Here is a 24,343-nt window from a genome sequence, read left to right on the forward strand (position 1 = left end):
GGGAGACGGGCGAACCCGGAGGATGTCGCGGGGATGCGTGCTAAACGGGGTCACCCGCTCTTGATCGGCAGGGTCCGACGAGCGTCGTCGTCCGTGCGAGAAGAGGCGTCCCGGGGAAGGGCCCTCTCCAGGGCGGCCTTCAACTCGGCAAGAGAGATGGGCTTTTCCAGGACGCCGACGATGTCGTCCGCATATCTCGAGTACTCTTCCGGCCAGACATGTTTTGCGGTGAAGAGCAAGACAGGGATATCCCTGTACTCGTCATTTCGTTTGAGTTCTTCCAGGAACTGCCATCCGTCTATAGGGGACATCATCACATCGAGAATAATGAGCGCGGGCTTCTCTTTCTTGATCGCCCGCAGGGCATCCCATCCGTTGTGGACCAGGAGCGGTTCGCGGTCGATCTTCTTGAGCAGCAGTTCCATTACTTCCAGCGTCGGCAGGTCGTCATCGACGACCATAATCTTGTTTCCCAAAATTCATACCTCCCTTGGTATCCTGATGGTGAAGGTGCTCCCTTCGCCCATCTCACTCATCACCGTTATGTCTCCCCCGTGCAACTTGACATACTTGTTCGCGATCGAGAGCCCAAGACCGGTGCTGCCCTCGTTGCAGGCCTGCCTGGCATCTCCTATGTAGAACGGCTCAAAGATCGATTCGATGATATCCCCGGGGATACCGATGCCATTATCACACACCATAATATAATGATTCTCATTTGATCCCGTATACCGGATCCATACTTTCTCTGGCGGTTCATTATACTTAACAGCATTCGATACCAGTCCCGTGACCGCCATGGAAAGCCGGTCGGGATCTCCCAGGATACGGACGTTATCAGGTATTTCGTTGTAAATCAGGGCATTTTGTCCGTATCCACCCTCAGAGACGGCGGCGGCAACGAGCTCGCGGAGCGGTATCTCCTGGATGGTCAGATCGACGTAGTCCATCGTGAGCAGACTGAGCTCGATCGCCCTCTCCACCACCGCCTGCTCCTGGTCGGCGCACGCAAGGCAGGTCTTGAGGACCTTCTCCGTCTCCTTCGTGAGATCGTAATAATCAGGATCTTCGACGATCATCCGGAGATAGCCGAGAAGCGGTTGCAACGGGGTGCGTAACTCGTGGGCCAGTTTGGTGACGAGCCCCTTCCACTGTTCGACTTCCCAGGAGAGCTGCCTGCACGCAAGCCTCTGCCGCCGCACCTCGGAGATGTCCCGTGCCGACCCCACGACGCCCGTGAACGCACCGTCCACCCCGTTATACGGTGCGATCGAAATGGAGAAGGTATGTCGGGTGCCTGCGACATCCAGGTCGAGATCGTAACAGGCACTCTTCTGTTCTCCGATCACCTTCCGGATCCGTTCCATGCTCTGCGCGGCAAGATCGTCGGGAAGGAGGGCGTCCAAACCCTTCCCGGCGAGATCTTCGGGAGATATCCCGTACTCGGGCGCACGAGTCCAGGTGAAGTGCACGATGCAGCCCGCTGCATCCAGCATGAAGAAGATATCGTTTGTCTGCCGGATGAGGTCCAGCAGTCGTCCGTTCGACCGGACGAGCTCGTCGTTCTCGCCGAGAAGCCTGCCGGTGTCCACGACCGTACACTCGAAGAGGTTCTCGGGTGGGAGAAACCTGCAGGAGAGAAGAACTCTCCTCGCATCACCGTTGTGCGTGTAAAACGTCATCTCCGCGTTTCCGACGTAGCCCTCCCGCTCCATCTCCTCGATGAACCACGCTTTGCCGGTTTCGTCCGCCCAGAACGCCTCGGCCGGAATGCCGACGAGCTCCCGGGGTGCATAACCGAGGATATCAGCGCACTTTCTGCTGGCGCAGACGACGCGGAGGGTTTCGGGGTCGCAGAGGAATCTCGCATTCCGGGTATCCTCGATGATCCGCCTGCACCGGGAGGCGGCCAGGTGCGAATCCTGCGAAAAGAGCGTCGCGGCCCCGAAGACCCAGAAGAATATCATCGTGTGCAGCCCCGTCATCACAGGGTCGATAGCAAAGCCGAGCCCCGATAGGTATACCCGGATGATCACAAACCCGATAACAAGGAGTGTTGTCGTCCAGAACGCCTGCCGGGGGAACCAGAGGGCGACAAGGAGTATCGGGATGCAGTAAACCAGGGGACAGAAGAGCTGAGCGTTCACCGGTGTAGCCGCCGTGAGCATGAGCGATATTGCCGAGAACGAGACCACCACGATCATCTTGACGATATCCGTCCCGGTAAAGAGATCCTCTCGAATGCAGCTCAAGAAGCTCCGGTTCAGGGCCATAGACAATACAGTGAGTTTCCCGGAAGATGTATATATGCAATTCGAAATTATCCGGTCGATAACCAATAATGTTTCACAAAAATAAGTGCAATTCTTTGAAGTTTTGGAACTGTTACCGAATATTCCTCACCTCGCGAAGGGGAGGCGGCAGGAGAGTCGGCCGGCCCGATACCGCCGTAAAAAGGAGCATATATGAAGATCGGGGTGTAACCCTAGATTATGCGCCCGTTTGTCTTCGTCAACATCGCCATGAGCGCTGACGGGAAGATCTCGACGAGAGAGCGGCGACAGGTGAGGATCTCGGGTAACGAGGATTACCTGCGGGTCGATCGGATCAAAGCGGAGAGCGATGCCATCATGGTCGGTATCGGCACGGTGCTCGCCGACAACCCTTCGCTCACCGTCAAGTCCCCGGAACTCCGGGAGCAGCGGAGGGCGGCCGGAAAGGAGGAGAACCCCATCCGCATCGTGGTGGACGGCAGGGGGAAGACGCCCCCGGATGCGGATATCCTTCACAAGGGAAGCGGGAGACGCATCATCGCGGTTTCAGAGAAAGCGCCCCAAAAAACCGTGGAGAACCTCCGGCAGCACGCCGCCGTCATCGTCGGCGGTGAAGAGACCGTCGATCTTCGCGGCCTGCTCGAAGAACTGCACCGGCAGGGCGTCCGGCGCCTGATGGTCGAGGGAGGGGGGACGTTGATCTGGACACTCTTTGAGCAGGGGCTCGTCGACGAAATCCAGGCGTTCGTCGGCAGCATCGTCATCGGCGGGAAGGACGCCCCCACACCTGCCGACGGCACCGGTTTTCTCCGGGAGGAAGACTTTCCCCGGCTACGGATCATCGAGGCCGCCCGGCTCGACGACGGCCTGCTCGTACGGTGGGAAGTGAAGAGAGCGTAAGGCAGGAAAACTCACCCAATAACTTTTTTCAAAAATAGAGAGACAAAGCCCGATCGCCCGCCCGGACGCACTTCAGACCGGCCGATCGAAAAAAGTTTGAATCAGGGTACTTCCACGATCTGGTCTTTGACCTTGAAAGTGCCTCCGGTGACGAAGGATACCGTTATCTCAACCCGGTTCTCGCCTTTCGCGTTCTGGATGATGATGTCGTCGCCGCGGATCGGCTGCAGGGTGTCGGTGATGACTTCCCCGGTCGACTTGGTCACGCGCACGTCGATCTTCGTCACGAAGTCCTGACCCTTCCCGCCGCTGAACGCGATGTACAGGTCGTTCGTGACCCGTGAGGGGTATCCGCCCGTAAGCTGGAAGTCAACCTCCTTTCCCGGCGGCGCCGTCTGCGTCGGGCCGGGCGTAAGCGAGACCGGCGTCGCCGTGGCCGCAGGTGTCTCCCCGATCGTCGTCGTCGCCCTCGGGGTTGTGGGGTCGGCGTCGCCGTCTGTGCCGGTGCAGGCAGCGGAGAGCGAGAATGCGAGCAGAAGCACAATCAGAGCTGATAGCAACCTGAAGTTCATAAAGCATTCATATACATCAATGTATTTCACCCTTTCGCCACGCTCGCGGCATACCATGAATACGACAGTATAAATAACCCCCGACACCGCCGACCGGCAGCGCGAACCGGGGAACCGCATCAGACAGAAGAGAAACGAACTGCAGGACACCGAGATTCCGACGGGGTTTCGGAAGAGCAGAACGCCCGCCTGGAAAACATTTATATTTTATGGAAGGAACCTTCTATCCAAAAAATAAGAAGGTGCAGCTGATGAATCTGCGAAGACCAAACGCTAACGATGCGACGGGAACGGCCAACCGCTCCCGCGACGTCGTTCCGATGTCCGGCATCTGCAGCCGGTGCGTCGACGGGTGCAAAGGATCCTGCGAGATCTGGCTCTCCTCGTTCCGGGGCAGAGAAGTGCTCTACCCCGGCCCGTTCGGCGAGATCACGGCCGGCGCAGATAAAGACTACCCGATCGACTACTCGCACCTGAACATCCAGGGCTACGCCCGGGGCGCAAAAGGGCTGCCGGAAGGCGTCGAGGCCAATCCCGACACCGCCGTCTTTCAGGGCGTCGATACCCGGACCGAATACGGGTGGACGACCAGAGTGCCGATGCGGGTGCCGATCTTCACCGGGGCGCTCGGGTCGACCGAGATTGCACGGGCGAACTGGGATCACTTCGCCATCGGAGCCGCTATAGCGGGTATCACGCTCGTCTGCGGGGAGAACGTCTGCGGCGTCGATCCGGAACTGGTGCTCGATCATGACGGCAGAGTCGCCAGGTCGCCCGAGATGGATCGCCGGATCGAGTCCTACAGGAAGTTCAAAGACCGCTACGGCGAGCTCCTGGTGCAGCTGAACGTGGAGGATACGAGGCTCGGGACCGCCGAGTACGTCTCCTCGAAGCACAACCAGGAGGCGATCGAACTGAAGTGGGGCCAGGGGGCAAAGTGCATCGGCGGCGAGATCAAGGTCGGCAGCCTGGACCAGGCGAGCCGGCTCAAGGATCGCGGGTATATCGTCCTCCCCGACCCGGGGGTTCACGAGGTGCAGGCGGCCTTCAAGGACGGCGCCCTGAAGGAGTTCGAGCGGCACTCCCGCCTCGGCTTCGTCACCCGGGAAGAGTTCCTCGAAGAGGTCGACCGGCTTCGCGAGATCGGCTTTAAGCGGGTCACCCTCAAGACCGGCGCCTACTCGGCCGTCGAGCTCGCGATGGCAATCCGCTACGGGGCCGAAGCGAAGCTCGACCTCCTCACCATCGACGGCGCACCCGGCGGTACGGGGATGAGCCCCTGGCCGATGATGAACGAGTGGGGCATTCCGACGTTCTACATCGAGTCGCTTGCCTACCGGTTCGCCGAGAGGCTCCGGGAGCGGGGCATACGCGTCCCGGACATCGCCATCGCCGGCGGGTTCGCGGACGAGGCCAATGTCTTCAAGGGGATTGCCATGGGGAGTCCTTACGTCAAGGCGGTCTGTATGGGCCGCGCCCTGATGATCCCCGGCATGGTCGGGAAGAACATCGCAACGTGGCTTGAATCCGGCGATATCCCCAGGACCGTCTCGAAGTACGGCAGCACCGCCGAGGAGATCTTCGTCTGCTACGAGGAGCTCAAGGAGAGATACCCCGACCGGATGGACGAGATCCCGCTCGGAGCGATCGGGCTCTACACCTATGCCCAGAAGTTCAGAACCGGGCTCCAGCAGATCATGGCCGGAACCCGGAACTTCAGCCTCAAGACGGTCGACCGCAATGACCTGATGGCCCTGACCGAGGAGGCGGAAGCGGTCTCCGGCATCCCGTACGTGATGCGGGCCTACCGCGACGCTGCCGAGGCGATCCTCGACTCGTGAGACGGAGCACACTGAGCGGCGAAGAACCCCCCCGCCGGCCGCAGACCACGCCCCTGACGCTGGACCGGGAGAGGTAAAACAACCTCGGAAGATACAAATACCTCGAATAAACAATTTTTATTAATATTTTGCATTCGCGATAATACTTAATGCAAAGAGTGCATCAAGGATGCCTGATACACCATGCATACGGATACCAGTCCGACCGTTCTCATCACCGGGGGAGCGGGATTCATCGGGTCGCACCTCGCGACTGAACTGCTGCAACACGGCTACCAGGTCCGCATCCTGGATAACCTGATGCCGCAGGTGCACGGGCCGGAGCGACGCCGGCCCGAGCACCTCGACCGGCGCGCGGAGGTTCTCGTCGGGGATATCCGGGACGCGCACCAGTTCAAGGAGGCTCTCGACGGGGTCGATGCCGTCATCCACCTGGCTGCAGTCCTCGGGGAGCGATCGAGCATGTACCAGATCGAGAAGTACATGAGCGTCAACACCGCCGGAACCGCCGTTCTCCTCGAGGCGCTGCTCGACCATCCCATCAAGCGGCTCATCGTCGCTTCGAGCAGCACCGTCTACGGGGAGGGGCTGTACTGCTCGTACAACGGCACCACCTACCCAAAGATCCACCGTTCCCGGGGAGAGACGGCAAGGGGCGGGTGGGAGCCCCGGAGCCCGGACGGGGAGGTGATCTACCCCCTCCCGACCCCGGAGACGAAGGAGGCGTCACCGCTCTCGGTCTACGCCGTCTCCAAGTACGACCAGGAAGAGATGTGCCGGCTGATCGGGGAGTCTTACGGCATTCCAACGACCGTTCTCCGGCTTTTTCCCGTCTACGGCCCGCACCAGGGGTATGCAAACCCGTATTCCGGCGTGCTGACCGAGTACGCGTCCCGCCTCCTCCAGGGCTTTCCCCTACGCCTCTTCGAGGACGGCTACCAGCAGCGAGACTTCGTGAGCGTCTACGACGCGGCGCGCGCCTTCCGCCTGGCCCTCGAGTCGCCCGGTGCCGTCGGCGGGACGTTCAACATCGCAAGCGGCCGCCCCTGTACGTTTAGAACCGCTGCCGACCTTCTTGCAACGATTGCCGGGCGGCAGGGTCTCTCCCCGGAGATTATGGGAATCAGCCGAATCGGCGACATCCGCCACTGCTTTGCAGACATCGGTCGTGCCCGGGAGGTTCTCGGCTACGAGCCGGAGGTCACCCTCGAGGCCGGCCTGCTCGACCTGGTCGCCTGGGTCGAGGCCGGGATCGAAGAGCGGCGGAAGGTTCCCGCACCCGTCAGGGCGCCCGGGTCGTCACGCCTGCGGGTCTGAGGGGCACCCGACGCCCAACCTTTATTTCTCCGCCGGAGGTACGTGATCGTATCATGCGCATCAGCCTCAGGACCTGGGAAGTACGGCTCGGGATCGTCCTCATCGCCTCATCGGTCGCCATCTACGGCGTGAAACACCTCCTGCTCGGCGATGCCGAGAACACCTACCAGTATATCTTCAACGCTCTCGGGTTCCTCCCCATCAACGTCCTCCTGGTCACCCTCATCTTAAACCAGCTCCTGAGCGTCCGGGCAAAGCGCGACCGGCTGGAAAAACTGAACATGGTCATCGGCACCTTCTTTTCGGAGGTCGGCACCGAGCTCCTCACCATCCTCTCAGACCGCGACCCGAACCTCCCGGAGATCCGGCACGACCTCGTCGTGACGAATGCCTGGACGCCGGAGAAGTTCTCCGGGGTGCGCAGCCGCCTCCGGCATCACACCTGCCGGGTCACCGTCGGTGCCGCCGACCTGCAGGAACTCTGCCGGTACCTCAAAGAACAACGGGGGTTCCTCCTCCGCCTGCTCGAGAACCCCGTTCTCCTGGAGCACGAGTCGTTCACCGACCTTCTGCGGGCGGTCTTCCACCTGACCGAAGAACTCGAACGGCGGGGCGACTTCGCCGGGATCCCGGCAAGCGACGTCGAACACCTCGCGGGGGACGTCGAACGGGTGTACGGCAGGCTCATCGGAGAATGGCTCGCCTACATGGAGTACCTCCAGAGGAACCACCCGTACCTCTTCTCGTTTGCGATGCGGAGCAATCCCTTCGACGAGACGGCGTCGCCGGTAGTACGATGAGAGTGCTGCAGGGATCGCATCGCCAATTACACGCCGCAGATTCACGCGAAGACGCGAAGAACGCGAAGTTCGGCAGATGGTTGCTGCCGCTCCTCTTCGCGCCTTCGCGTGAGACTTCGCTATCCTGTATCACGAACATATGAGAGATCACGTCGCGGGTTGGACCGGCCGGATCACGCTCGTCGCACACTCTCCCATGGCACAATGTATATACCCGCCGGCGGGCTACGCCACGTTTGATCGCCATGGCCGAATACTCCATACTGATCGGCGGCAAGGCGGGGGAAGGGATCAACACAGCGGGGCTCTCCATCGCCGGCCTCTTCTCCCGCCTCGGTTACCGCACCTACATGTACTTCGATTACCCCTCGCTCATCCGCGGCGGGCACAACTTCGCGATCATCCGGGCCTCCGAGAAGGCGATCGGGGCACACCGCACCCCGGCCGACGTCCTCCTCGCCTTCGACCAGAACAGCATCGAGAACCACCGCGAAAGCATCCACGGCGGCACGACGGTCGTTCACGATGCCTCGCAGGTGGTGAGGGGCGAAGGCTACGGTCTCCCGCTCGATACGATCGTCAAAGAGGAGAAAGCACCCCCGATCACCAAGAACTCCGCGATGCTCGGGGCGCTTGCCCGGGTGGCGGGGATCGGTCGGGATGTCCTCGAGGACGTCCTCCGCGAAAGCGTCCCCGCAAAGCACCTGGAGGCGAACCTCCGGGTCGCCGGACGGGGTTACGACGCCGTGGAAGGCGTCTTCACGGTCGAGCCCCTCGATGGGCCGGCGCTCCCGGTCCTGACGGGGAACGAGGTCGCGGGACTCGGGCTGGTCCACGGCGGGCTTGACTCCTACGTCGCCTACCCGATGACGCCGACATCAAGCCTCCTCCATTTCCTCGCGAACCGTGCCGAAGACCTCTCGATCAGGGTCATCCACCCCGAAAACGAGATCAGCGTCATCATGATGGCGCTCGGCCTCGCCTACGCCGGCGAGAGGGCGGCGGTCGGGACCGCGGGCGGCGGGTTCTGCCTGATGACCGAAGGACTCTCGCTTGCCGGGATGTCCGAGATCCCCGTGACGATCGTTGTGGGACAGCGGCCCGGGCCGAGCACCGGGATACCGACCTACACCGCCCAGACCGACCTCCACTTCGTCCTGAACGCGGGCCAGGGGGAGTTCCCGCGGCTCGTCGTCGCCCCGGGCGACCTTGCTGAGACCTACTCCTGGTCGGCGACCGCCCTGGCGCTCTCCTGGAAGTACCAGGTGCCCTCGATCATCCTGACCGACAAGACGCTCGCGGAAGGTGCCTGCTCGTTCGACCTCGGGGCCGTCGCCATGCACCCGGATAGGAAACCGGAAATCTGGGACGGGACCGGGGAGTACCGCCGCTACGCGCGGACCAAAAGCGGCGTCTCGCCGCTCACCTTCCCCGGGAGGGCGGGGACAATCGTCAAGGCGAACAGTTACGCCCACGACGAGGCCGGGTTCACCACGGAGGCGGCGGGGGAGGTCACGGCACTCCAGGAGAAGATGCTCCGGAAAGGAGAGAGCCTCAAGGAGGAACTCTCCACCTACCCGACCGTCAGGACCTACGGCGCACGGGATGCCGGGAGGACGATCGTCTGCTGGGGCTCGGAGAAGTGGGCCTGCATCGAGGCCGCCGAGGAGTTTGGTGCGCGGGTCGTCCAGCCGCTCGTGCTTGCGCCGTTCCCCGCCCGTGCCTGGAAAGAGGCGATGATCGGGGCGGGGAACGTTGTCTGCGTCGAGAACAACGCCACCGGACAACTTGCCCGCCTCCTCCGGCAGCAGGGGTTCGACCCGGGGAGATCCGTCCTGAAGTACGACGGGCGGCCGTTCGCGGTCGACGAACTTGCAGCACGCCTCAAGGAGGTCATCGCATGACCCCAGCACAGCCGGCCGGCCGGCCCGCCGGCGATCTCGTCAGCCCGGCAGAAAACACCTGGTGCCCCGGGTGCGGCAACTTCTCGATAGAGCACATGATGAAGTCGGCCATCGCGGAACTCTCGGAGGAGGAGGGGATACCCATCGAGAACTTCGTTCTCCTCGGCGGGATCGGGTGTCACGGGAAACTGGTCGATTACCTGAACGTCAACAGTTTCTACGGCATCCACGGCCGATCGGTTCCGGCGGCGACCGGGATACGTCTCGCGAATCCGGATCTAAAAGTGATCTGCCACGTCGGGGACGGGGACATCTACGCCGAGGGGCTCGACCACCTGCTCTTTGCAGCAAAACGGAACAGCGATATCACGGTCGTCGTCCACGACAACCGGGTCTACGGGCTGACGACGGGGCAGTACACCCCGACGTCGCCCACCGGATTCCGCGGCCGTTCCACCCCGGGCGGGATCACGGAACACCCCTTAAACCCGCTCGAAGTCATGCTCGCCGCCGGGGCCACCCATATCGCCCGCGGCTACACCAGGAAGGTCCAGCACCTGAAGGGTCTCTTCAAGGAGGCGATCATGCACCGCGGGTTCTCGCTCATTGACGTCCTCCAGATCTGCGCGACCTACTTCAACCTGACCGACTACTACAACGAGCACGCCTACGAGATGAAGGAGGGCGAGACCAGCCGGTTCGAGAGCGCTCTAGGAAAGATCCGGGAATGGGACTACGACCGGGAGGCGCCGATCCCGCTCGGGACGTTCTACTCTGTTGATAAACCGATCTACGAGGAGAAGTTCCGGGCGCTCACGGCCGATAGACCGGACAGAAGGGCGCTTGTCCGGAAGGTCATCGAGGAGTGGCGGTGAAGCCCACCCGAGAGTTCATAACCCACCCGCCCCACGGGAGGCGGGACGGGGCGGTGTGCCCGGACCACCCAGAAGGTGAAGCGATATGAAACGGCTGGAAGGAAAGAACGTCCTCATCACCGGCGGCTCGACCGGGATCGGGCGGGCAACGGCGATCCGGTTCGCGGACGAGGGCGCGAACGTCGCCATAAACTACCGCTCGAGCGAGAAAGAGGCGGAGATCACGCTCGATGAGGTGCGGGAGACCTGCAACAGCATCCGCGAGAAAGGATGCCGGGAGATGCTGGTTCAGGGGGACGTCGCGAGCGAGGAGGACGTGGAACGCATATTCCAGGATGTCCTCAAGGCGTGGGGGAGGCTTGACGTCCTGATCAACAACGCAGGGATCCAGACCGCAAACCCGACCCACGAGACGGCTATGGACGCCTATGACCGGGTTCTCGCGGTGAACCTCCGGGGCGCGTTCCTCTGCTCCCGCGAGGCGGTGCGGCACTTCCTCGATCGCGGGGGAGGCGGCGTCATCCTCAACAACACCTCGGTTCACGAGACGATCCCGAAACCGCAGTACGCCCCCTACGCCGCGAGCAAAGCGGGGCTCGGGGCTCTTTCGAGGACGCTTGCGCTCGAGTACGCCGGGCAGGGCATCCGGGTCAACATGGTTGCTCCCGGTGCGATCGCGACGCCGATCAACCGGGAGTGGATGGACGACCCCGAGAAGAAGGCGGATGTCGAGGGGCACATCCCGATGGGGCGCGCCGGAGAGCCGGAGGAGATCGCCGCAGTCTTTGCCTTCCTCGCCTCCGACGAGGCTGCGTACATCACCGGGCAGACGATCTACGTCGACGGGGGGCTGACGCTCTATCCAGACTTCAGGACGCCGTGGTCGTCGGGAAGTTGAGTGAGGGTGGACCCCCGTAACGAACATACCGTCCGGATATCGCGACCGCCCCCGATTCAGTGCCGGAGAGCCATGCGATTCATTCAAACAAATTAATATAATTCAATTTTTATATGATTGGGCTCGAAACAACGCCCGCAACAGGATCAGTACTTCGCTAGATCCGAAGAAGCCCCTGGAGTCAAAGCGCTGGCTTCCCTTCGCGGCTTCGCGTCCTTCGCGTGAGACAGTATCGCCATCAACACCAGTTGCCTCACGCGAAGAACGACGCTCCTGCGGAATGCGATGGGCCGAAGGGCCGGAGCATGAGCATCGAAGGTGCGAGCCGCGAAGAACGCGAAGTGCGACGGCCCTTTTGACCGGAGTTAGAGCAATCGTTAGGCTCCGAAATCCGATGTCCAGGTGATGCCAGATCCGCGTTAAGGTTTCGCGCGAGACCGCATCGCTCGGTGCCGGGTGCCAGGACTGGCGAAGTGCTGAAGATCTGCTGCAGCAATCCCGGCAGGAATCAAATCTGCCGCCGGACGATTCATCGAGGTGATCGATTCCGTGAATATACGAAGAGGACGCAGACGGCGCACGATCTTCGAGGCAAAAGAGAGCCTGACGGCAGAAGAGGTCGAGCACGGCCTGAAACTCGTTGTCCGGGACGGTCTTGCCACCCAGGCGATGGTGACGCTGACCGGCGGCATCTTCCTTGTAGCCTTCGCTCTGCAACTCGGGGCGTCCAACACCGTCATCGGCCTGCTCGCAGCCATCCCGCCGCTCGCAGAACTCCTGCAGATACCCGCGATCTACATCGTCGACCGCATCAGGATACGGAGGCTCGTGGTCGTCACGGCATCGCTTGCCGCGCGCCTCTGCTGGATACCCATCATCCTGATACCCTTCCTCCTCTCGCCGGGGCAGGGAGTGATCGCGCTCATCGCCTCGATTGCCCTCTACGCATCGTTCTCGGCCATCTCACACTGCGGCTGGAACTCCTGGATGCGCGACCTGATACCGCAGGACCGGCTCGGGGAGTTCTTCTCCCGCCGGCTGACCCTCTCTACGGGGATCGCGCTCGTCGTCAGCCTCGTCGCCGGGTTCTTCATCGACTCGTGGGAGATCGCCTTTCCCGACCTCGCCGCCTACGGCTACTCCGCCCTCTTCCTTCTGGGGCTCATCGCCGGGCTCGTCGGGATCACGTTCCTCGCCCGCACCCCCGAGCCCCGGATGATCGTTGAAAACGGTGAGGACGGCCTGTTTGCCGCGATCAAAAAGCCGTTCGCGGACCTGAACTTCAAGAACCTCATCATATTCCTCGGATCGTGGAACTTCGCCGTCAACCTCGCGTCGCCGTTCTTCACCGTCTACATGCTGCAGAGGATCGGGCTCGACATCTCGATCGTCGTCGCCCTCAGCGTCCTCAGCCAGGTCATGAACATCGTCTTCTACCGCTCGTGGGGCCGGGTCTCCGACCGCTACTCCAACAAGTCGGTTCTTGCCGTGAGCGGGCCGCTCTTCATGCTTGCGATCTTCGCCTGGATGTTCGTCACGCTCCCGAACGTCTACATCCTGACCTACCCGCTGCTCATCCTCATCCACATCCTGATGGGGATCTCGCTTGCGGGGGTCTCGCTCGCCTCGGGAAACATCGGCCTGAAGATGGCGCCGCAGGGCCAGGCGACCAGTTACCTTGCAGCAAGCACCTTCGCGAACTCCGTCGCCGCCGGTGTCGCCCCGATCCTCGGCGGGCTTTTCGTAGACTTCTTCGCCGAGCGGGAGCTGATCTGGACTCTTATCTGGAAAGACCCGGTGCGGGAACTCGTCTTCGTCACGCTCGACATCCAGCAGTGGGAGTTCTTCTTCCTCTTCGCCTTCATCCTCGGGCTCTACTCCCTTCATCGCCTGGCGGCGGTGCAGGAGGAGGGGGAGGCGAAGGAGCAGGAGGTCGTCGACGAACTCATCGCCGGGGTCAGGCGGGATATGCGCAACTTCTCCTCCGCGGGCGGCCTCCGGGACTTCGTGAAGTTTCCCTTCTCATCCGCCAGGGGCCGCCGCGGGAAGAAGAAGCGGTAGGGCGGGGGCGCTCCGATACCATCATGAGCCCGGAGGCAGAGTCCGATCTCATGAACCGGAGGTACTCTCGCTCTCTCCTCGCCGTCGCTGCAACGCTTGCCGCGATCCTCGCCGCCGGGTGCTCAGGCATCCCCACGGCACCGGACGGCAACGGCACGCCGGAACCGCCGGAAGACGCGATTGCTCTCCCGGAGCCACGTGAGAAGGGGGACGTATCCGTCGAGGAGGCGCTCTCGACACGGCGATCGGTCAGGGTCTACGCCGACGTGCCGCTTGCACTCGACGACGCCGGGCAGCTCCTCTGGGCGGCCCAGGGGATCACGGACGACCGGGGCTACCGGACCGCTCCCTCCGCCGGGGGGCTCTATCCCCTGGAGGTCTACCTCGTCGCGGGCAGCGTCACGGATCTTGAGGCGGGGATCTACCATTACCGGCCGGGAGAGCACCTGATCATCCGGGTCGGCGCAGGCGACCGGCGGGCCGGGCTGCAGGCGGCGGCAATCAATCAGACCCCTGTCGGCGACGCCCCGGCAACCATCGTCATCGCGGCGGTTCCGGTACGGACGACCGCGAAATACGGCGAACGCGGGATGCGCTACGTATACATGGAGGCCGGGCACGCTGCAGAGAACGTCTACCTCCAGGCGGAGGCGCTCGACCGTGCCACCGTCGTCATCGGGGCATTCGACGAGGATGAGGTCCGGGAAGTCCTCGCGCTCCCGGAGAACACGACACCGCTCTACCTCATGCCGGTGGGAAGGTCGGTTCCGGGCAACGGCTGAAGGTGCGGGTGCCGGGCGGATGGTCTCGCATGGAATGTGAGCGAGAGCAGATCTTGAGCAACATCAGGTGTGAGCCACGAAACCTTCGCGACTTCGCACCTGCGGGGCTCAAACTCCTTCCCCAAAGGGGAAGTCGTTCTTCGCGTGAGGCCACGCCCCCGTCCTGGTGCAACTGATTCACGCGAAGCCGCGAAGAACGCGAAAGGGTTCTCGCGAATGTTTGAAGCCATGAGCGGGCCGGAGGAGGACACAATGGACGCCCTCGAAGCCATCCTAGCCCGGCGGAGCTTCAAGGAAGTATATCGGCCGCCCGTCCTGCCCGAGAACCGTTACCGCGAGGAGAGGGTTCATCGCAACGGTTGATGACCCCGTCCCGATCTCACGGATACAAATGCTCATTCTTTATCAGGCCGGCGCTCCCAGCAGAGATTACTGGCAATGGAGCAGGGAGGCGACGCAGGGAGAGAGGCCGGGAAACCGTCCGGGTTCCCGAAGAACCGAATGGAAGCGCTCACCGACGGCATATTCGCCTTCGCCATGACCCTCCTGGTACTCAGCCTCAACGTCCCGGAAGGCCTGCACGACCCCTCCGACGCCGCCATCGCCGCGATGCTTGTCGGTCAGATCCCCGCTCTCTTCCACTTCTTCCTCGCGTTCTTCATCCTTGCTTCCTTCTGGATAGCGCACCACGCCCAGGTCGATCGGATCCGGCATATCGACCGCACATTCCTCTGGATCAACATTGCGGCGCTCATGTTCGTCGTGCTGGTGCCGTTCTCCGTCTCCCTCATCGGCGACTACCCTGACGGGACCTTCGCGACAGTCATCTTTGAGGCGAACCTCCTCTTCATCGGCCTGCTCTTTGCCGCCCAGTGGCGGTATGCCGCGCATGACGGCCGTCTCATCCGGCCCGGCACCGATATCCGCCGCGGGAACCAGCGGGCGATGGTGGTTCCGGTCGTCTCCGTTATTGCAATTCTGCTCGCCCTCGCCGGCTGGACCTGGAGCACCGCCGTCTACGCCATCATTCCTCTCGTGATGCGCTTTCTGCCCGCGGAGAGGTGACGGACGGCTGCTGCTGGCTGACGCAGTGGATCGCACCGAAACCCGCGACCATCGCCGTGCAGTCGATCCCGACGACCTCCCGGTCGGGGAAAGCCTGCTGGATCCGGGCTACGGCGATCCTGTCGTTCGGGTGCCCGAAGACCGGCACCAGCACGACGGTGTTCCCTACGTAGAAGTTCGCGTAACTCGCCGGCAGCCTCTCCTCGCCGCCGACCCTCCCAGGCATGGAAAGGGGAATGACGGTCAGGGGGTTGCCGTCCTGGTCGGTCGAGGAGAGGAGGATCTCATAGTTCTCCTGCAGAACAGCGTAGTTCTCATCGTCCTCGTTCTCTTCGAGCGCGCAGAAGACCGTCGTAGGATTCACGAACCGGGCGATATCGTCGATGTGACCGTCGGTGTCGTCGCCGGCGATCCCCTGCTTTAACCAGATGACGTGGCCGGCGCCGAGGTATGCCTCCAGGTAGGCCTCGACCTCCTCCCGGGTGAGGTCCGGGTTCCGGTTGGGGTTTAAGAGGCAGGCCTCCGTCGTGATCACCGTGCCGCACCCGTTCACCTCGATCGAACCGCCCTCGAGGACGATCCCGGGGGTGAAGAGGGGGAGCTCCATCTCGCGGTTCATGGCAAGCGGGATCCGGGTATCCTCCATGAGTTCGGGATACTTCTCCCCCCAGGCGTTGAACGTCCAGTTCACCATCGCGAGGTTCCCGGTCTTCCGGTTCACGAGGAAGGTCGGCCCGTAGTCCCGGAACCAGACGTCGGCGTAATCGGCGAGGTGGAACCGGATGCCGCCCGTATCGACGCCTTCCTCCTCCAGCATCGCCTCGACGCGGGTGCGCATCGCTTCGCCCGTGACGAGCAGGTCGACGGTCTCCGAGCCGCGGAGCGCTGCGATGATCTCGACGTAGATCCCCTCCACCGCAGCAAGGTCGGGGAACGTCTCGCGGTCATGGGGCCAGGAGAGCCAGACGGCGTCGTGCGGCTCCCACTCCGCAGGCATGCGGTAGCCGGAGATTACCGGGGCCATGCCCGGCGGGAGCCTCCGGGCGAGCAGACCGTAGGTCTCCGGCCGCCGGTTCCGGAAGAACCCCCAGCCTTCCCGGACGGCCTCGTTCTCCGCGAGGTCGACCTCCACGATGAGAACCTCTTCGTCGGTCTCACTCGCACGGGCAACGACGTTCCCGAACGCGTCGGCGACGAACGAGCTCCCGAAGAACCGGATATCGCCCTCGTTTCCCACCCGGTTGACGGCGGCGACGTGGACGCTGTTTGCGATCGCGTGACCGCGCTGCACCGTCTCCCACGCCTCGCACCAGTCCCCCTCGGGCGGCTCTTCCCCGGCAATCCGGCCGATGGCGGTCGGGTAAAAGATGATCTCCGCGCCCATGAGTGCAACCGCCCTCGCGGCTTCCGGGAACCACTGGTCGTAGCAGATGAGCACGGCAATCCGGCCGTACCGGGTATCGTAGACCCGGTAGCGATCGCCGGGCAGGAAATAGGTCTTCTCGTAAAAGAGCGGGTCGTAGGGGACGTGCACCTTCCGGTAGGCGGGGAGGAGCCGGCCGTCGGCATCGATCACCACGGCGGTGTTGTAGTGCTCGCCCGATGCGGCACGCTCGTAGACCGGCACGACGATCACGACGCCGTGCTCCCGGGCAAGCGCCGCGAAGGCTTCGGTCGACGGCCCCGGGATCGTCTCGGCGTAGCGGGAAGCGTCCGTATCCTCATACTGCGGGAAGTAGGGGACGCGGTAGAGTTCCTGCAGGCAGAGGATCCGCGCACCCCTCGCGATCGCCGCTCTCGTCGCTTCAAGAGTGCGTTCCAGGTTGCGGTCGGGATCCTCGCTCACCGCCGTCTGGATGAGGCCGATCGTTTGCGTGCTCATCTCCATCATCTCTCCGTATCGGTAGGGTACTCCAGCGTTTTATATCAACCGCCGCACCCACAGCGTTATCCCGCACCGTGCCGAAGATCTCCGGAAGCAATGGAGTTTGCGACGACCCTCCTCATCGCCGTCGGACTTGCGATGGATGCGTTCGCGGTCTCGATCAGCGGAGGCGCCGCCGTCGGAAAGGAACGGCTCCGGTGGGCCGTCATTGCCGGAGCGCTCTTCGGCGGGTTCCAGGCAGGAATGCCGGTGCTCGGGTGGCTCGGGGGGATGGGGCTCGCCTCGTTCGTCGGGACCTACGGCCCCTGGATCGCCTTCCTGCTGCTCGCCCTGATCGGCGGGAAGATGATCGCCGAGGCGGTGCGGGGTGACGGCGAGAGCGTCCGGTTCGAGAGCGGCACGGCCACCCTCCTTCTGCTCGCCGTCGCAACGAGCATCGACGCCCTCGCCGTCGGCGTCTCGTTTGCCGTGCTGGATACCCCGATCGTTCTGCCCGCAATCACGATCGGGATCGTCACCTTTGCCTTCTCCGCCGCCGGCGTGCTCCTCGGGAGCGCGTTCGGTCATATCATGGGGGAGAAGGCCGGCATCGTCGGCGGTATAATCCTTGTCGCGATCGGTCTACGGGTCCTGCTCGAACACCTCTTTTTCTAAACCTCAGGCGGTCTCATCCAGGATCCGCCGCATATCGAGGACGAGGTTTTTGCTCTCGGAGTCGAGCGCGACGAGCCGGAGATCCCCGGCCGTCTTAACGCCGACCCCGAGTTGTGCAGCCCGGGCAACGGTATCCATTGCGAATATCCGGCCCTGCATCACCTCCGGCGTCGAGCCGTAGTGCCGGAGAAGCGCGATACCGGCGGCATCGAGGGCGACCCGGTCGGTGCTCGCGAGGATGACGTTCGGGGCGATACGGTTCCCCCGCTCGGGCCCCCCGGTCGAGAACCCCTCCGTCGCGTCCATGACGGCGACGTCGCAGGGGCAGAACCGGTTGATCTCGGCGACCATCCTCCTCTGGTGCGGCGACGAATGCAGCTCCGTCATGTAGTTGTAGCCGTCCCCCGGGTTCCTCGCCGCCACCGCCCCGACCGTGTTTTTCAGGGAGAGGGAGACATGGCCGCCGAACCGGTGCGTCTTCAGGCAGCAGGTCTGGACCACCGCATCGGCCTCCCGGAAGAGCCGGGCGGCCAGGAACCCGCGCTCCCAGTGAAGGCCGTCCGCCGGGATCGCCTCCCATCCCTCCGCGGGAAGCGAGTCGAGCACCGTCACCTCCGCACCCACCCGGGCCGCGACATCGGTGGCCCCCCGGTTCTTCAGCACCCGGGCGGTCTCCCCCATCCCGCTTCGCTCGCCGAGCGCGATCGACCGGGCGCCGGCGTCGCGGACCTGACCGAGGATAACTTCCAGCATATCGGGATGGGTCGTCGCCGGGAACGGGTCGTCGCTGTTGAAGTTCGCTTTGACCGCAACGGCCTTTCCGTCGAGGGAGGAGAGATCGATCTCGCGCCAGAGCGCCTCGACGGCAAAGGTGCGATCGGATGCATCGATGACGTAGACTTCTGATGCCGCTGGAGATGCCATGCGCGCAGAGTGCCACGACAACCTATAAAAATTCTGGGCCGCCACCCCGGGACGATATAAATGGTCGAGCTGCAGGCATTCACGTCTGCAAAAGACGGGGATCGCGGCAGGTTCCGACACCGTGGGCAGGCGGATCCACGCGCCCCATTCGACACGTATAAGAGCACCCCGAGCGCAATACGTAGTAAACCTCACGAAAACCGTAGAGATCGCGCATCTCGCGCGGAATGCTTCCGGAAGGCACGAAGCCCCGCGCCCGGTGTCTCTGGAAGAGTAAGAGGTATGAGGCCAGTATTAACATGACTTCCAGAATGCATACCCCCCACACCACCTGTCCCAGCTGCCATGAAGAGGTCTACCTGGACGAACTCGTGGGTGGGCGCTGCCCCCTCTGCGGGTATTCCCTCGATGAAGACGACGGAACGTGCAGCGAGTACGAGGAGACCATAGAGCGCTCCGACCTCGGGTGGATGATCTTTCAATTCTATGTCTTCAAGCGGTTCTGCAGCGAGGGAGCAAACCCGCTCCAGGTCATGCAGATCCTCTCCCGGTACGAGGAGCTCACCCAGTGCAATCCCGCCGACGCGGAGAAGATGCAGTTCACTCTGGAAGTTCCGATGAGCCGCTGGGAACGGCTGCTCCCGAAGAGATGCGAAAAATGCGGGAAAATATTCATCCTGGGTGGGAAAGCCGCAATCTCGGGAGACCTCGCGGCCCCCGAACACGTAAAAACGTATACCTGCCCGTCCTGCTGATCAGTAGGTCCGGGCAACCAGGGCGGACGTGCCTTCGCCTCCACAGGCGATGCACGGGCCGTCCGAGACGGCAATCAGGTCCGAGCGGATCTCGGACCCGAGGACGCTTGCATCTACCGCCGCCTCAATCTTTTCTGCGCAATCCTGCGAACCGCACCAGTGAACGACCGCAACCCCGCTCTTCACCGCCTCGGCGGTCTCCTCGAGCGTCGCGACAGCGGTTATCCGGCCGGCCATCGCCTGTTTCGCCGCCTGCGAGAGATCCTCCCCGAACGCTCCAAGGACGGAGTTGATCCCTTCGACGACGCCCCGTCGGTCGAGCGTGGTCTTTTTGCCCGTGCGCGTGACGGCAATGACCGTGTTCGCGTCGATGTCCCGCGGCCCGACCTCGATCCGCAGCGGGACGCCGCGCATCTCCCAGTGGTAGTACTTCGCACCCGGGCGCATATCCCGGGCGTCGAGTTTCACGGCGAACCCGGCGTCGCGGAGCTCCGTTTCAAGCGCTCCGGCCGCCGCGAGCACCTCATCGCGACGCTTCCCGACGATGATCGGCACGATGACGACCTCAAGCGGCGCAACCTCCGGCGGCAGCACGAGCCCCTTGTCGTCGCCGTGGACGCTTATCGTGGCCGCAATCGACCGCTCGGAGATGCCGTAGCAGGTCTGGTAGGCGTACTGCTGCTCGCCGTTCGCGCCCTCGTAGGTGATGGCGTAGGTGCGGGAGAAGTGGTCGCCGAGCATATGCACCGTCCCGATCTGGAGCGTCTTGCCGTCGGGCATGATGGTGTCGACCGCAATGGTGTAGTCGGCGCCCGGGAACTTGTCCCAGTCCGGGCGGCGGGAGAGGATCACCGGGACGCGGAGGCTGTCGTAGAACTCCTTATAGAGACCGAGCGCGACCTCGACCTGCGCCTCCGCCTCCTCCCGCGTAGCGTGCACGGTATGTGCCTCTTTAAACGACGTGATCTCCCGGAGACGGATGAGCGGGCGGGTATGCTTCGTCTCGTAGCGGAACGTATTGACGATCTGGTAGAGTTTCAGGGGCAGATCCGTGTGCGACCGGATCCAGAGAGAGTACATCGGGTAGATGGCGGTCTCGCTCGTCGGGCGGAGGGCGAGCGGCACGTCGAGCTCGTTCCTGCCGCCGTGAGTGACCCAGTAGACCTCGTCCTCGAAGCCCTTGATGTGCTCGGCCTCCTTCATGAACTCGGTCTTCGGGATGAGGAGCGGAAACATCGTCTCGGCGTGGTCGCGGTCCATCAGGTCCCGGAGTATCCCGTATGCACGCTTCCGGATGCCGAACCCGTGGGGGTACCAGACGTACAGCCCCTTGACCGGGTAGCGGACGTCCATGATCTCGGCTCGCCAGAGAATATCGTTGTACCACTCGGAAAAATTCTCTTTCCGGGGGAGTGTTCCTGTATCTTCTTCCATCCGACTCGTACCTCAAAACCTATCGATCTGCCTCTTTTAAGCGATCATACTTAGGATTGCCGGCGTAATAAATGCCTCTACGACCGCGGCGACCGCGAGGAGCGGGACGACTACCCGGAGAAAGTGCCGGGCAAGAAGCCGGGCTTCCGCGGCTGCATCGGCCGTGCCGTGCCATTCGTCGATGAGCCCCCTCCCGAGGAGGAGACCGAGGCCTCCCGCGATGAGGAAGGCGGGAATCTCGAAGATGCCGTGGGGGACGAGCCCGGCCGCAATGAAGAGCATCCCCTGCTGCTGCCGCACGAGCTCCGTCAACGCGCCGATCAAGAGTCCGTTGACCGAGAGGATCAGCATCGTGACCACCCCGAGAGAGGCTCCCCCGAGGAAGAGGAGGAGACAGGCGGCCAGGTTGTTCAGGAAGAGTTTTCCCGCAAGGACTGCCGGGGGGTCAGAGAGGAGATCGCCTACCACCTGCTCGGCAAAGAGGGTCGCAGCCTCTGCACCTATGCCCGGATCGCGGGCCACGACAACGATGCCGATGGCGATCGAGACGGCGAAGAGGGCGGCCGCGAAGATCGTGGATCGGGCGAGCGATGCCTCAGACATAGAGCACCATCCGGGCGAGATCGCGTATCCCCGGCGCCATGCCGACGACGATCATGGCGAGCAGGATGAGGTGCCAGAGATCGGGGTTTCCTTCGCGCCGGTACATTTCGAGGACGTAGACGGCGGGGACGAGCACCGCGAACTTCAGGAGGAACATCGAGAACGCGGTGCCGGTCGCATCGATCAGGGCTCCACCCACGACGTGCTGCTCCACGTAGCGGACGGGGTGGATGTCGATCCCGTAACTCGTGGCGCTTGCGTCCAGCATGTGGCCGAAGATGAGGAGTTTGTAGAGAATGTGTGAGGCATAGTCCCACTTCAGCACGTACACGAAGAATGCCCAGAGGGCGAGCGACGTAACGGAGGCAAGCACCAGGATGACGGCGAGGACGTCGAGCGCGATCGTCGTCTCGGCAAGACCGAACCAGACGAGCGCCGCTGTGGCGAGAAGACAGGCAACGACTCCCACGCCTCCGTAGAAACGGCTGTAGCGCTTGACGAGTCCGGCGTTCTCCGCGATTTTTCCGGCAAAGAGAGCGATTACCGCAACCGCAAAGATCGAGAAGAAGATCAGGGGCGTGATCAGGAGGAACCGGAGGTCGGAGGCGATCATCCCGGTATCCTCGACGACCCGGAGAAGCCCGCCGAGTACGACGAAAGGCAGGGTTGCAAGCACCAGCTCGTCGTCGATAGCAATCTTATACCGCCGGAGCCCCCGATAGACAAGGTAGACTGCTGCGATGAGGATCAGGGCATAGGTCAGCGTATCGACGAGCGTATACGCCTCGCCGTAACGGATGGGATCGATGTAGTATTTGTAGAGGAACTCCCTAATCATTGTTGATCTAAATGAGCGCAGACCGCATAAACCTACTCAGAACCAAGGTCTTCGACAAGTCGAAATGGATGCAGCTCCCCCGTGACGTCGTCATCGGCCACGATGTCATCGAGCAGATCCCGGCTGTCTGCGAAGACCTTGCCCTCGGCGACTCTGTGCTCATCGTATCGGGAGGCCGGACACGGGACGTTGCCGGGAAGAGGGTCGAGGCGCTCCTTTCAGGCTCCTACGATATCGGGACGTTCGCCGCGGGCGAAGGCGATCCGCTCGAGACGATCAGGAAGGCCGAGGAGGCGGCGGCAGAGGCGGGGTTCGTCATCGGTGTCGGCGGGGGTCGGGTCATCGACATGGCGAAGATCGCCTCCTACAACACCGACCGCCACTTCATCAGCATCCCCACCGCCGCATCGCACGACGGGATCGCTTCATCGCGTGCCTCGGTTCCGACCGCCGAGGGGAACGTCTCGCTCGCGGCCGAACCCCCCATCGCCGTCGTCGCCGACACCGCCGTCATCGCGTCGGCGCCCCACCGGCTGCTGGCGTCCGGGTGTGCGGACATCATCGCGAACTACACCGCAATCCTCGACTGGGAACTCTCCCACCGTCTCCGGGGCGAACCGCTCTCGGAGTACGCGCTGACGCTCTCCCGGATGACCGCCGAGATCCTCTTTAAGAACGCCGACCTCATCAAACCTCACTCCGAGGAGAGCGCCTGGCTCGTGACGAAAGCGCTGGTTTCTTCAGGCGTCGCGATGAGTATCGCCGGGTCGTCCCGACCCGGGAGCGGCGGCGAGCACAAATTCTCCCACGCGCTGGAGCAGCTCGCGCCGGGGAAGGGGCTCCACGGGGAGAAGTGCGGGATCGGGGCGATCATCACGATGTACCTCCACGGCGGGGACTGGGAGGGGATCCGCGACTCGCTAAAGAAGATCGGCGCACCGACGACTCCCGCCGGGATCGGAGTCGACGACGAGACGGCGGTTGCGGCGCTGCTCGCCGCGAGGACGATCCGGCCGGAACGGTTCACCATCCTGGATATGGGACTGACCGAGGAGTCGGCACGGGATCTGGTGAAGATGCTCTACCGGGAGTGAGGAAGGATGGCGAAAGGGAAAACAAGGGTGACGCTGATCGGCGCCGCACTCGCAAAGCAGGGACTTGATTTTGTATACGAAGGCGATTCGTGCCCGGAGTGCGAGAACTGCAGGGTCCGCAAGGCCTGCCACAACCTGCAACCGGGCAGGAAGTACCGCGTCGCCGCCGTCCGCACGAACACCCGGCACGACTGCCCCGTCCACCACGAGGCGGTGATCGCGGTCGACGTCATGGAGGCCCCCCTCGTCGCGCTGATCGGTGCCGACATGGCGATAGCGAACTCGAAGGTCAGCTACGAGTTCTCCTGCCCGAAAACCGGGTGCCGGAGTTACCGGCTCTGCCGCCCCGACGGCATCATCGAGGGGGAGAAGTACGTCGTCGGGGAGGTTCTCGGCAACGCTCCCGACGTCTGCGAGCGGGGCCGGGCACTGAAACTGGTGGAACTCCGGCCGGTGTGACGGCTCTTTGCGAGACCTCGCCCGTACCTGCTCAGGTATTTTTCTCAACCCCTCATCCAGATCGCGGCGGATGCTCCGCCACGATGGTGATGGGAGTTGCAGGGAAATTTACGAAAGGGTTCACAAGGGGCGGGGAATGCCCCTATACCCTTCTTCGGCAACCCCCACTCCGCCCGCGCCTTCGGCGCTCCTCCCCCGCCCCCTCCCGGGGGCAGGGGCAGTCATGGCGATAAGCGATGGTTCGGAGAACCGGAGCTAGAGCACCGAAGGTGCGAAGTCGGTGGAAAGCCGTATCCGGGTAAGCAAGTCAAGAAACCGCCCTTCTCCCGGCACCTCCCCATGTAGTGGACCGTGGGGATATCGCCATCGGGGGTGGGGCCGACGGGGAGGGGGGCTCGCCCCCCTCCCC

Annotated in this window: 22 protein-coding genes; 14 read left to right on the forward strand and 8 right to left on the reverse strand. The window is 63.1% G+C overall.

The features are described 5' to 3' along the window. Positions 1–50: 50 nt before the first annotated feature. Positions 51–476, reverse strand: coding sequence for a response regulator (locus tag L21_RS01815; protein ID WP_256711964.1), 426 nt, complete (start codon positions 474–476; stop codon positions 51–53). Between the two features lie 3 nt (positions 477–479). Beyond that, the gene (locus L21_RS01820) at positions 480–2,252 is read right to left on the reverse strand and encodes a sensor histidine kinase (protein WP_083608696.1); all 1,773 of its coding nucleotides are present in this window, start codon (positions 2,250–2,252) and stop codon (positions 480–482) included. 240 nt (positions 2,253–2,492) lie between these two features. On the opposite strand from L21_RS01820, the gene L21_RS01825 reads away from it, so the two are divergent. After that, entirely contained in the window at positions 2,493–3,173 is a 681-nt protein-coding gene (locus tag L21_RS01825; protein ID WP_074368798.1) for a 2,5-diamino-6-(ribosylamino)-4(3H)-pyrimidinone 5'-phosphate reductase, read from the forward strand. Positions 3,174–3,274: 101 nt separating this feature from the next. Here L21_RS01825 and L21_RS01830 read toward each other — a convergent pair whose 3' ends face one another. After that, positions 3,275–3,715, reverse strand: a complete 441-nt coding sequence (locus tag L21_RS01830; protein WP_256711967.1) for a hypothetical protein — start codon at positions 3,713–3,715, stop codon at positions 3,275–3,277. Positions 3,716–3,996: 281 nt separating this feature from the next. Between L21_RS01830 and L21_RS01835 the strand changes: the two genes are divergently transcribed. The 9 genes from L21_RS01835 (at position 3,997) to L21_RS01875 (ending at position 15,288) form a co-directional block, all read left to right on the forward strand. Next, complete coding sequence (locus L21_RS01835; protein ID WP_074368814.1) at positions 3,997–5,586, forward strand: FMN-binding glutamate synthase family protein; 1,590 nt, start codon at positions 3,997–3,999, stop codon at positions 5,584–5,586. A gap of 183 nt (positions 5,587–5,769) precedes the next feature. Further along, complete coding sequence (locus tag L21_RS01840) at positions 5,770–6,903, forward strand: NAD-dependent epimerase/dehydratase family protein (RefSeq protein WP_074368800.1); 1,134 nt, start codon at positions 5,770–5,772, stop codon at positions 6,901–6,903. Positions 6,904–6,956: 53 nt separating this feature from the next. Then, on the forward strand, positions 6,957–7,703 hold the full coding sequence (locus L21_RS01845) for a hypothetical protein (protein WP_083608693.1): 747 nt from the start codon (positions 6,957–6,959) through the stop codon (positions 7,701–7,703). A gap of 245 nt (positions 7,704–7,948) precedes the next feature. Beyond that, positions 7,949–9,607: a 2-oxoacid:acceptor oxidoreductase subunit alpha gene (locus tag L21_RS01850; protein ID WP_074368801.1), complete on the forward strand. Its 1,659-nt coding sequence runs from the start codon at positions 7,949–7,951 to the stop codon at positions 9,605–9,607. Next, positions 9,604–10,482 carry a thiamine pyrophosphate-dependent enzyme gene (locus L21_RS01855; RefSeq protein ID WP_074368802.1) on the forward strand — a complete coding sequence of 293 codons (879 nt, stop codon included), beginning with the start codon at positions 9,604–9,606 and terminating at the stop codon, positions 10,480–10,482. The genes L21_RS01850 and L21_RS01855 overlap by 4 nt, the downstream gene beginning before the upstream one ends. Before the next feature lie 85 nt (positions 10,483–10,567). Further along, a complete protein-coding gene (locus tag L21_RS01860; RefSeq protein WP_074368803.1) occupies positions 10,568–11,380 on the forward strand; it encodes a glucose 1-dehydrogenase in 813 nt (270 codons plus the stop codon). A 549-nt stretch (positions 11,381–11,929) separates the two neighbouring features. Beyond that, complete coding sequence (locus L21_RS01865; protein ID WP_074368816.1) at positions 11,930–13,441, forward strand: MFS transporter; 1,512 nt, start codon at positions 11,930–11,932, stop codon at positions 13,439–13,441. 23 nt (positions 13,442–13,464) lie between these two features. Further along, positions 13,465–14,223, forward strand: a complete 759-nt coding sequence (locus L21_RS01870; RefSeq protein WP_256711974.1) for a SagB/ThcOx family dehydrogenase — start codon at positions 13,465–13,467, stop codon at positions 14,221–14,223. 438 nt (positions 14,224–14,661) lie between these two features. Beyond that, positions 14,662–15,288, forward strand: coding sequence for a TMEM175 family protein (locus L21_RS01875; protein ID WP_074368804.1), 627 nt, complete (start codon positions 14,662–14,664; stop codon positions 15,286–15,288). Here L21_RS01875 and L21_RS01880 read toward each other — a convergent pair. Next, the gene (locus L21_RS01880) at positions 15,248–17,176 is read right to left on the reverse strand and encodes an agmatine deiminase family protein (protein WP_074368818.1); all 1,929 of its coding nucleotides are present in this window, start codon (positions 17,174–17,176) and stop codon (positions 15,248–15,250) included. The genes L21_RS01875 and L21_RS01880 overlap by 41 nt on opposite strands. Before the next feature lie 93 nt (positions 17,177–17,269). Between L21_RS01880 and L21_RS01885 the strand changes: the two genes are divergently transcribed. After that, positions 17,270–17,827: a manganese efflux pump MntP gene (locus L21_RS01885; RefSeq protein WP_074368805.1), complete on the forward strand. Its 558-nt coding sequence runs from the start codon at positions 17,270–17,272 to the stop codon at positions 17,825–17,827. A gap of 3 nt (positions 17,828–17,830) precedes the next feature. On the opposite strand, the gene L21_RS01890 is transcribed toward L21_RS01885, so the two are convergent. Continuing rightward, positions 17,831–18,751, reverse strand: coding sequence for a DUF362 domain-containing protein (locus tag L21_RS01890; RefSeq protein WP_074368806.1), 921 nt, complete (start codon positions 18,749–18,751; stop codon positions 17,831–17,833). Between the two features lie 311 nt (positions 18,752–19,062). Between L21_RS01890 and L21_RS01895 the strand changes: the two genes are divergently transcribed. After that, positions 19,063–19,506, forward strand: a complete 444-nt coding sequence (locus L21_RS01895) for a hypothetical protein (protein ID WP_256711979.1) — start codon at positions 19,063–19,065, stop codon at positions 19,504–19,506. On the opposite strand, the gene proS is transcribed toward L21_RS01895, so the two are convergent. The 3 genes from proS to L21_RS01910 are packed head-to-tail and all read right to left on the reverse strand — an operon-like array spanning position 19,507 to position 22,381. Then, a complete protein-coding gene (gene proS, locus L21_RS01900; RefSeq protein WP_074368808.1) occupies positions 19,507–20,940 on the reverse strand; it encodes a proline--tRNA ligase in 1,434 nt (477 codons plus the stop codon). It lies immediately after the preceding gene. A 36-nt stretch (positions 20,941–20,976) separates the two neighbouring features. Then, positions 20,977–21,543, reverse strand: a complete 567-nt coding sequence (locus L21_RS01905; RefSeq protein ID WP_074368809.1) for a stage II sporulation protein M — start codon at positions 21,541–21,543, stop codon at positions 20,977–20,979. Continuing rightward, positions 21,536–22,381 (reverse strand): DUF63 family protein, encoded by an 846-nt coding sequence (locus L21_RS01910; RefSeq protein WP_074368810.1) that lies wholly within the window; start codon positions 22,379–22,381, stop codon positions 21,536–21,538. Before L21_RS01910 ends, L21_RS01905 begins: the two co-directional genes overlap by 8 nt. A gap of 11 nt (positions 22,382–22,392) precedes the next feature. On the opposite strand from L21_RS01910, the gene L21_RS01915 reads away from it, so the two are divergent. Then, the gene (locus L21_RS01915; protein WP_074368811.1) at positions 22,393–23,475 is read left to right on the forward strand and encodes an NAD(P)-dependent glycerol-1-phosphate dehydrogenase; all 1,083 of its coding nucleotides are present in this window, start codon (positions 22,393–22,395) and stop codon (positions 23,473–23,475) included. A 6-nt stretch (positions 23,476–23,481) separates the two neighbouring features. Next, positions 23,482–23,934 (forward strand): UPF0179 family protein, encoded by a 453-nt coding sequence (locus L21_RS01920; RefSeq protein WP_074368812.1) that lies wholly within the window; start codon positions 23,482–23,484, stop codon positions 23,932–23,934. Positions 23,935–24,343 lie beyond the last annotated feature (409 nt).

The organism is Methanoculleus chikugoensis (assembly GCF_900095385.1).
GTDB lineage: Archaea > Halobacteriota > Methanomicrobia > Methanomicrobiales > Methanoculleaceae > Methanoculleus > Methanoculleus chikugoensis_A.

Excerpts from the sequence above, each read along its gene's own strand:
- L21_RS01890 (WP_074368806.1), bottom strand. The coding sequence starts at position 18,751 with ATGGCATCTCCAGCGGCATCAGAAGTCTACGTCATCGATGCATCCGAT.
- L21_RS01875 (WP_074368804.1), top strand. The coding sequence starts at position 14,662 with ATGGAGCAGGGAGGCGACGCAGGGAGAGAGGCCGGGAAACCGTCCGGG.
- L21_RS01880 (WP_074368818.1), bottom strand. The coding sequence starts at position 17,176 with ATGGAGATGAGCACGCAAACGATCGGCCTCATCCAGACGGCGGTGAGC.
- L21_RS01920 (WP_074368812.1), top strand. The coding sequence starts at position 23,482 with ATGGCGAAAGGGAAAACAAGGGTGACGCTGATCGGCGCCGCACTCGCA.
- L21_RS01905 (WP_074368809.1), bottom strand. The coding sequence starts at position 21,543 with ATGTCTGAGGCATCGCTCGCCCGATCCACGATCTTCGCGGCCGCCCTC.
- L21_RS01910 (WP_074368810.1), bottom strand. The coding sequence starts at position 22,381 with ATGATTAGGGAGTTCCTCTACAAATACTACATCGATCCCATCCGTTAC.
- L21_RS01835 (WP_074368814.1), top strand. The coding sequence starts at position 3,997 with ATGAATCTGCGAAGACCAAACGCTAACGATGCGACGGGAACGGCCAAC.
- L21_RS01860 (WP_074368803.1), top strand. The coding sequence starts at position 10,568 with ATGAAACGGCTGGAAGGAAAGAACGTCCTCATCACCGGCGGCTCGACC.
- L21_RS01870 (WP_256711974.1), top strand. The coding sequence starts at position 13,465 with ATGAGCCCGGAGGCAGAGTCCGATCTCATGAACCGGAGGTACTCTCGC.
- L21_RS01855 (WP_074368802.1), top strand. The coding sequence starts at position 9,604 with ATGACCCCAGCACAGCCGGCCGGCCGGCCCGCCGGCGATCTCGTCAGC.
- L21_RS01825 (WP_074368798.1), top strand. The coding sequence starts at position 2,493 with ATGCGCCCGTTTGTCTTCGTCAACATCGCCATGAGCGCTGACGGGAAG.
- L21_RS01885 (WP_074368805.1), top strand. The coding sequence starts at position 17,270 with ATGGAGTTTGCGACGACCCTCCTCATCGCCGTCGGACTTGCGATGGAT.
- L21_RS01915 (WP_074368811.1), top strand. The coding sequence starts at position 22,393 with ATGAGCGCAGACCGCATAAACCTACTCAGAACCAAGGTCTTCGACAAG.
- L21_RS01840 (WP_074368800.1), top strand. The coding sequence starts at position 5,770 with ATGCATACGGATACCAGTCCGACCGTTCTCATCACCGGGGGAGCGGGA.
- proS (WP_074368808.1), bottom strand. The coding sequence starts at position 20,940 with ATGGAAGAAGATACAGGAACACTCCCCCGGAAAGAGAATTTTTCCGAG.
- L21_RS01845 (WP_083608693.1), top strand. The coding sequence starts at position 6,957 with ATGCGCATCAGCCTCAGGACCTGGGAAGTACGGCTCGGGATCGTCCTC.
- L21_RS01895 (WP_256711979.1), top strand. The coding sequence starts at position 19,063 with ATGCATACCCCCCACACCACCTGTCCCAGCTGCCATGAAGAGGTCTAC.
- L21_RS01850 (WP_074368801.1), top strand. The coding sequence starts at position 7,949 with ATGGCCGAATACTCCATACTGATCGGCGGCAAGGCGGGGGAAGGGATC.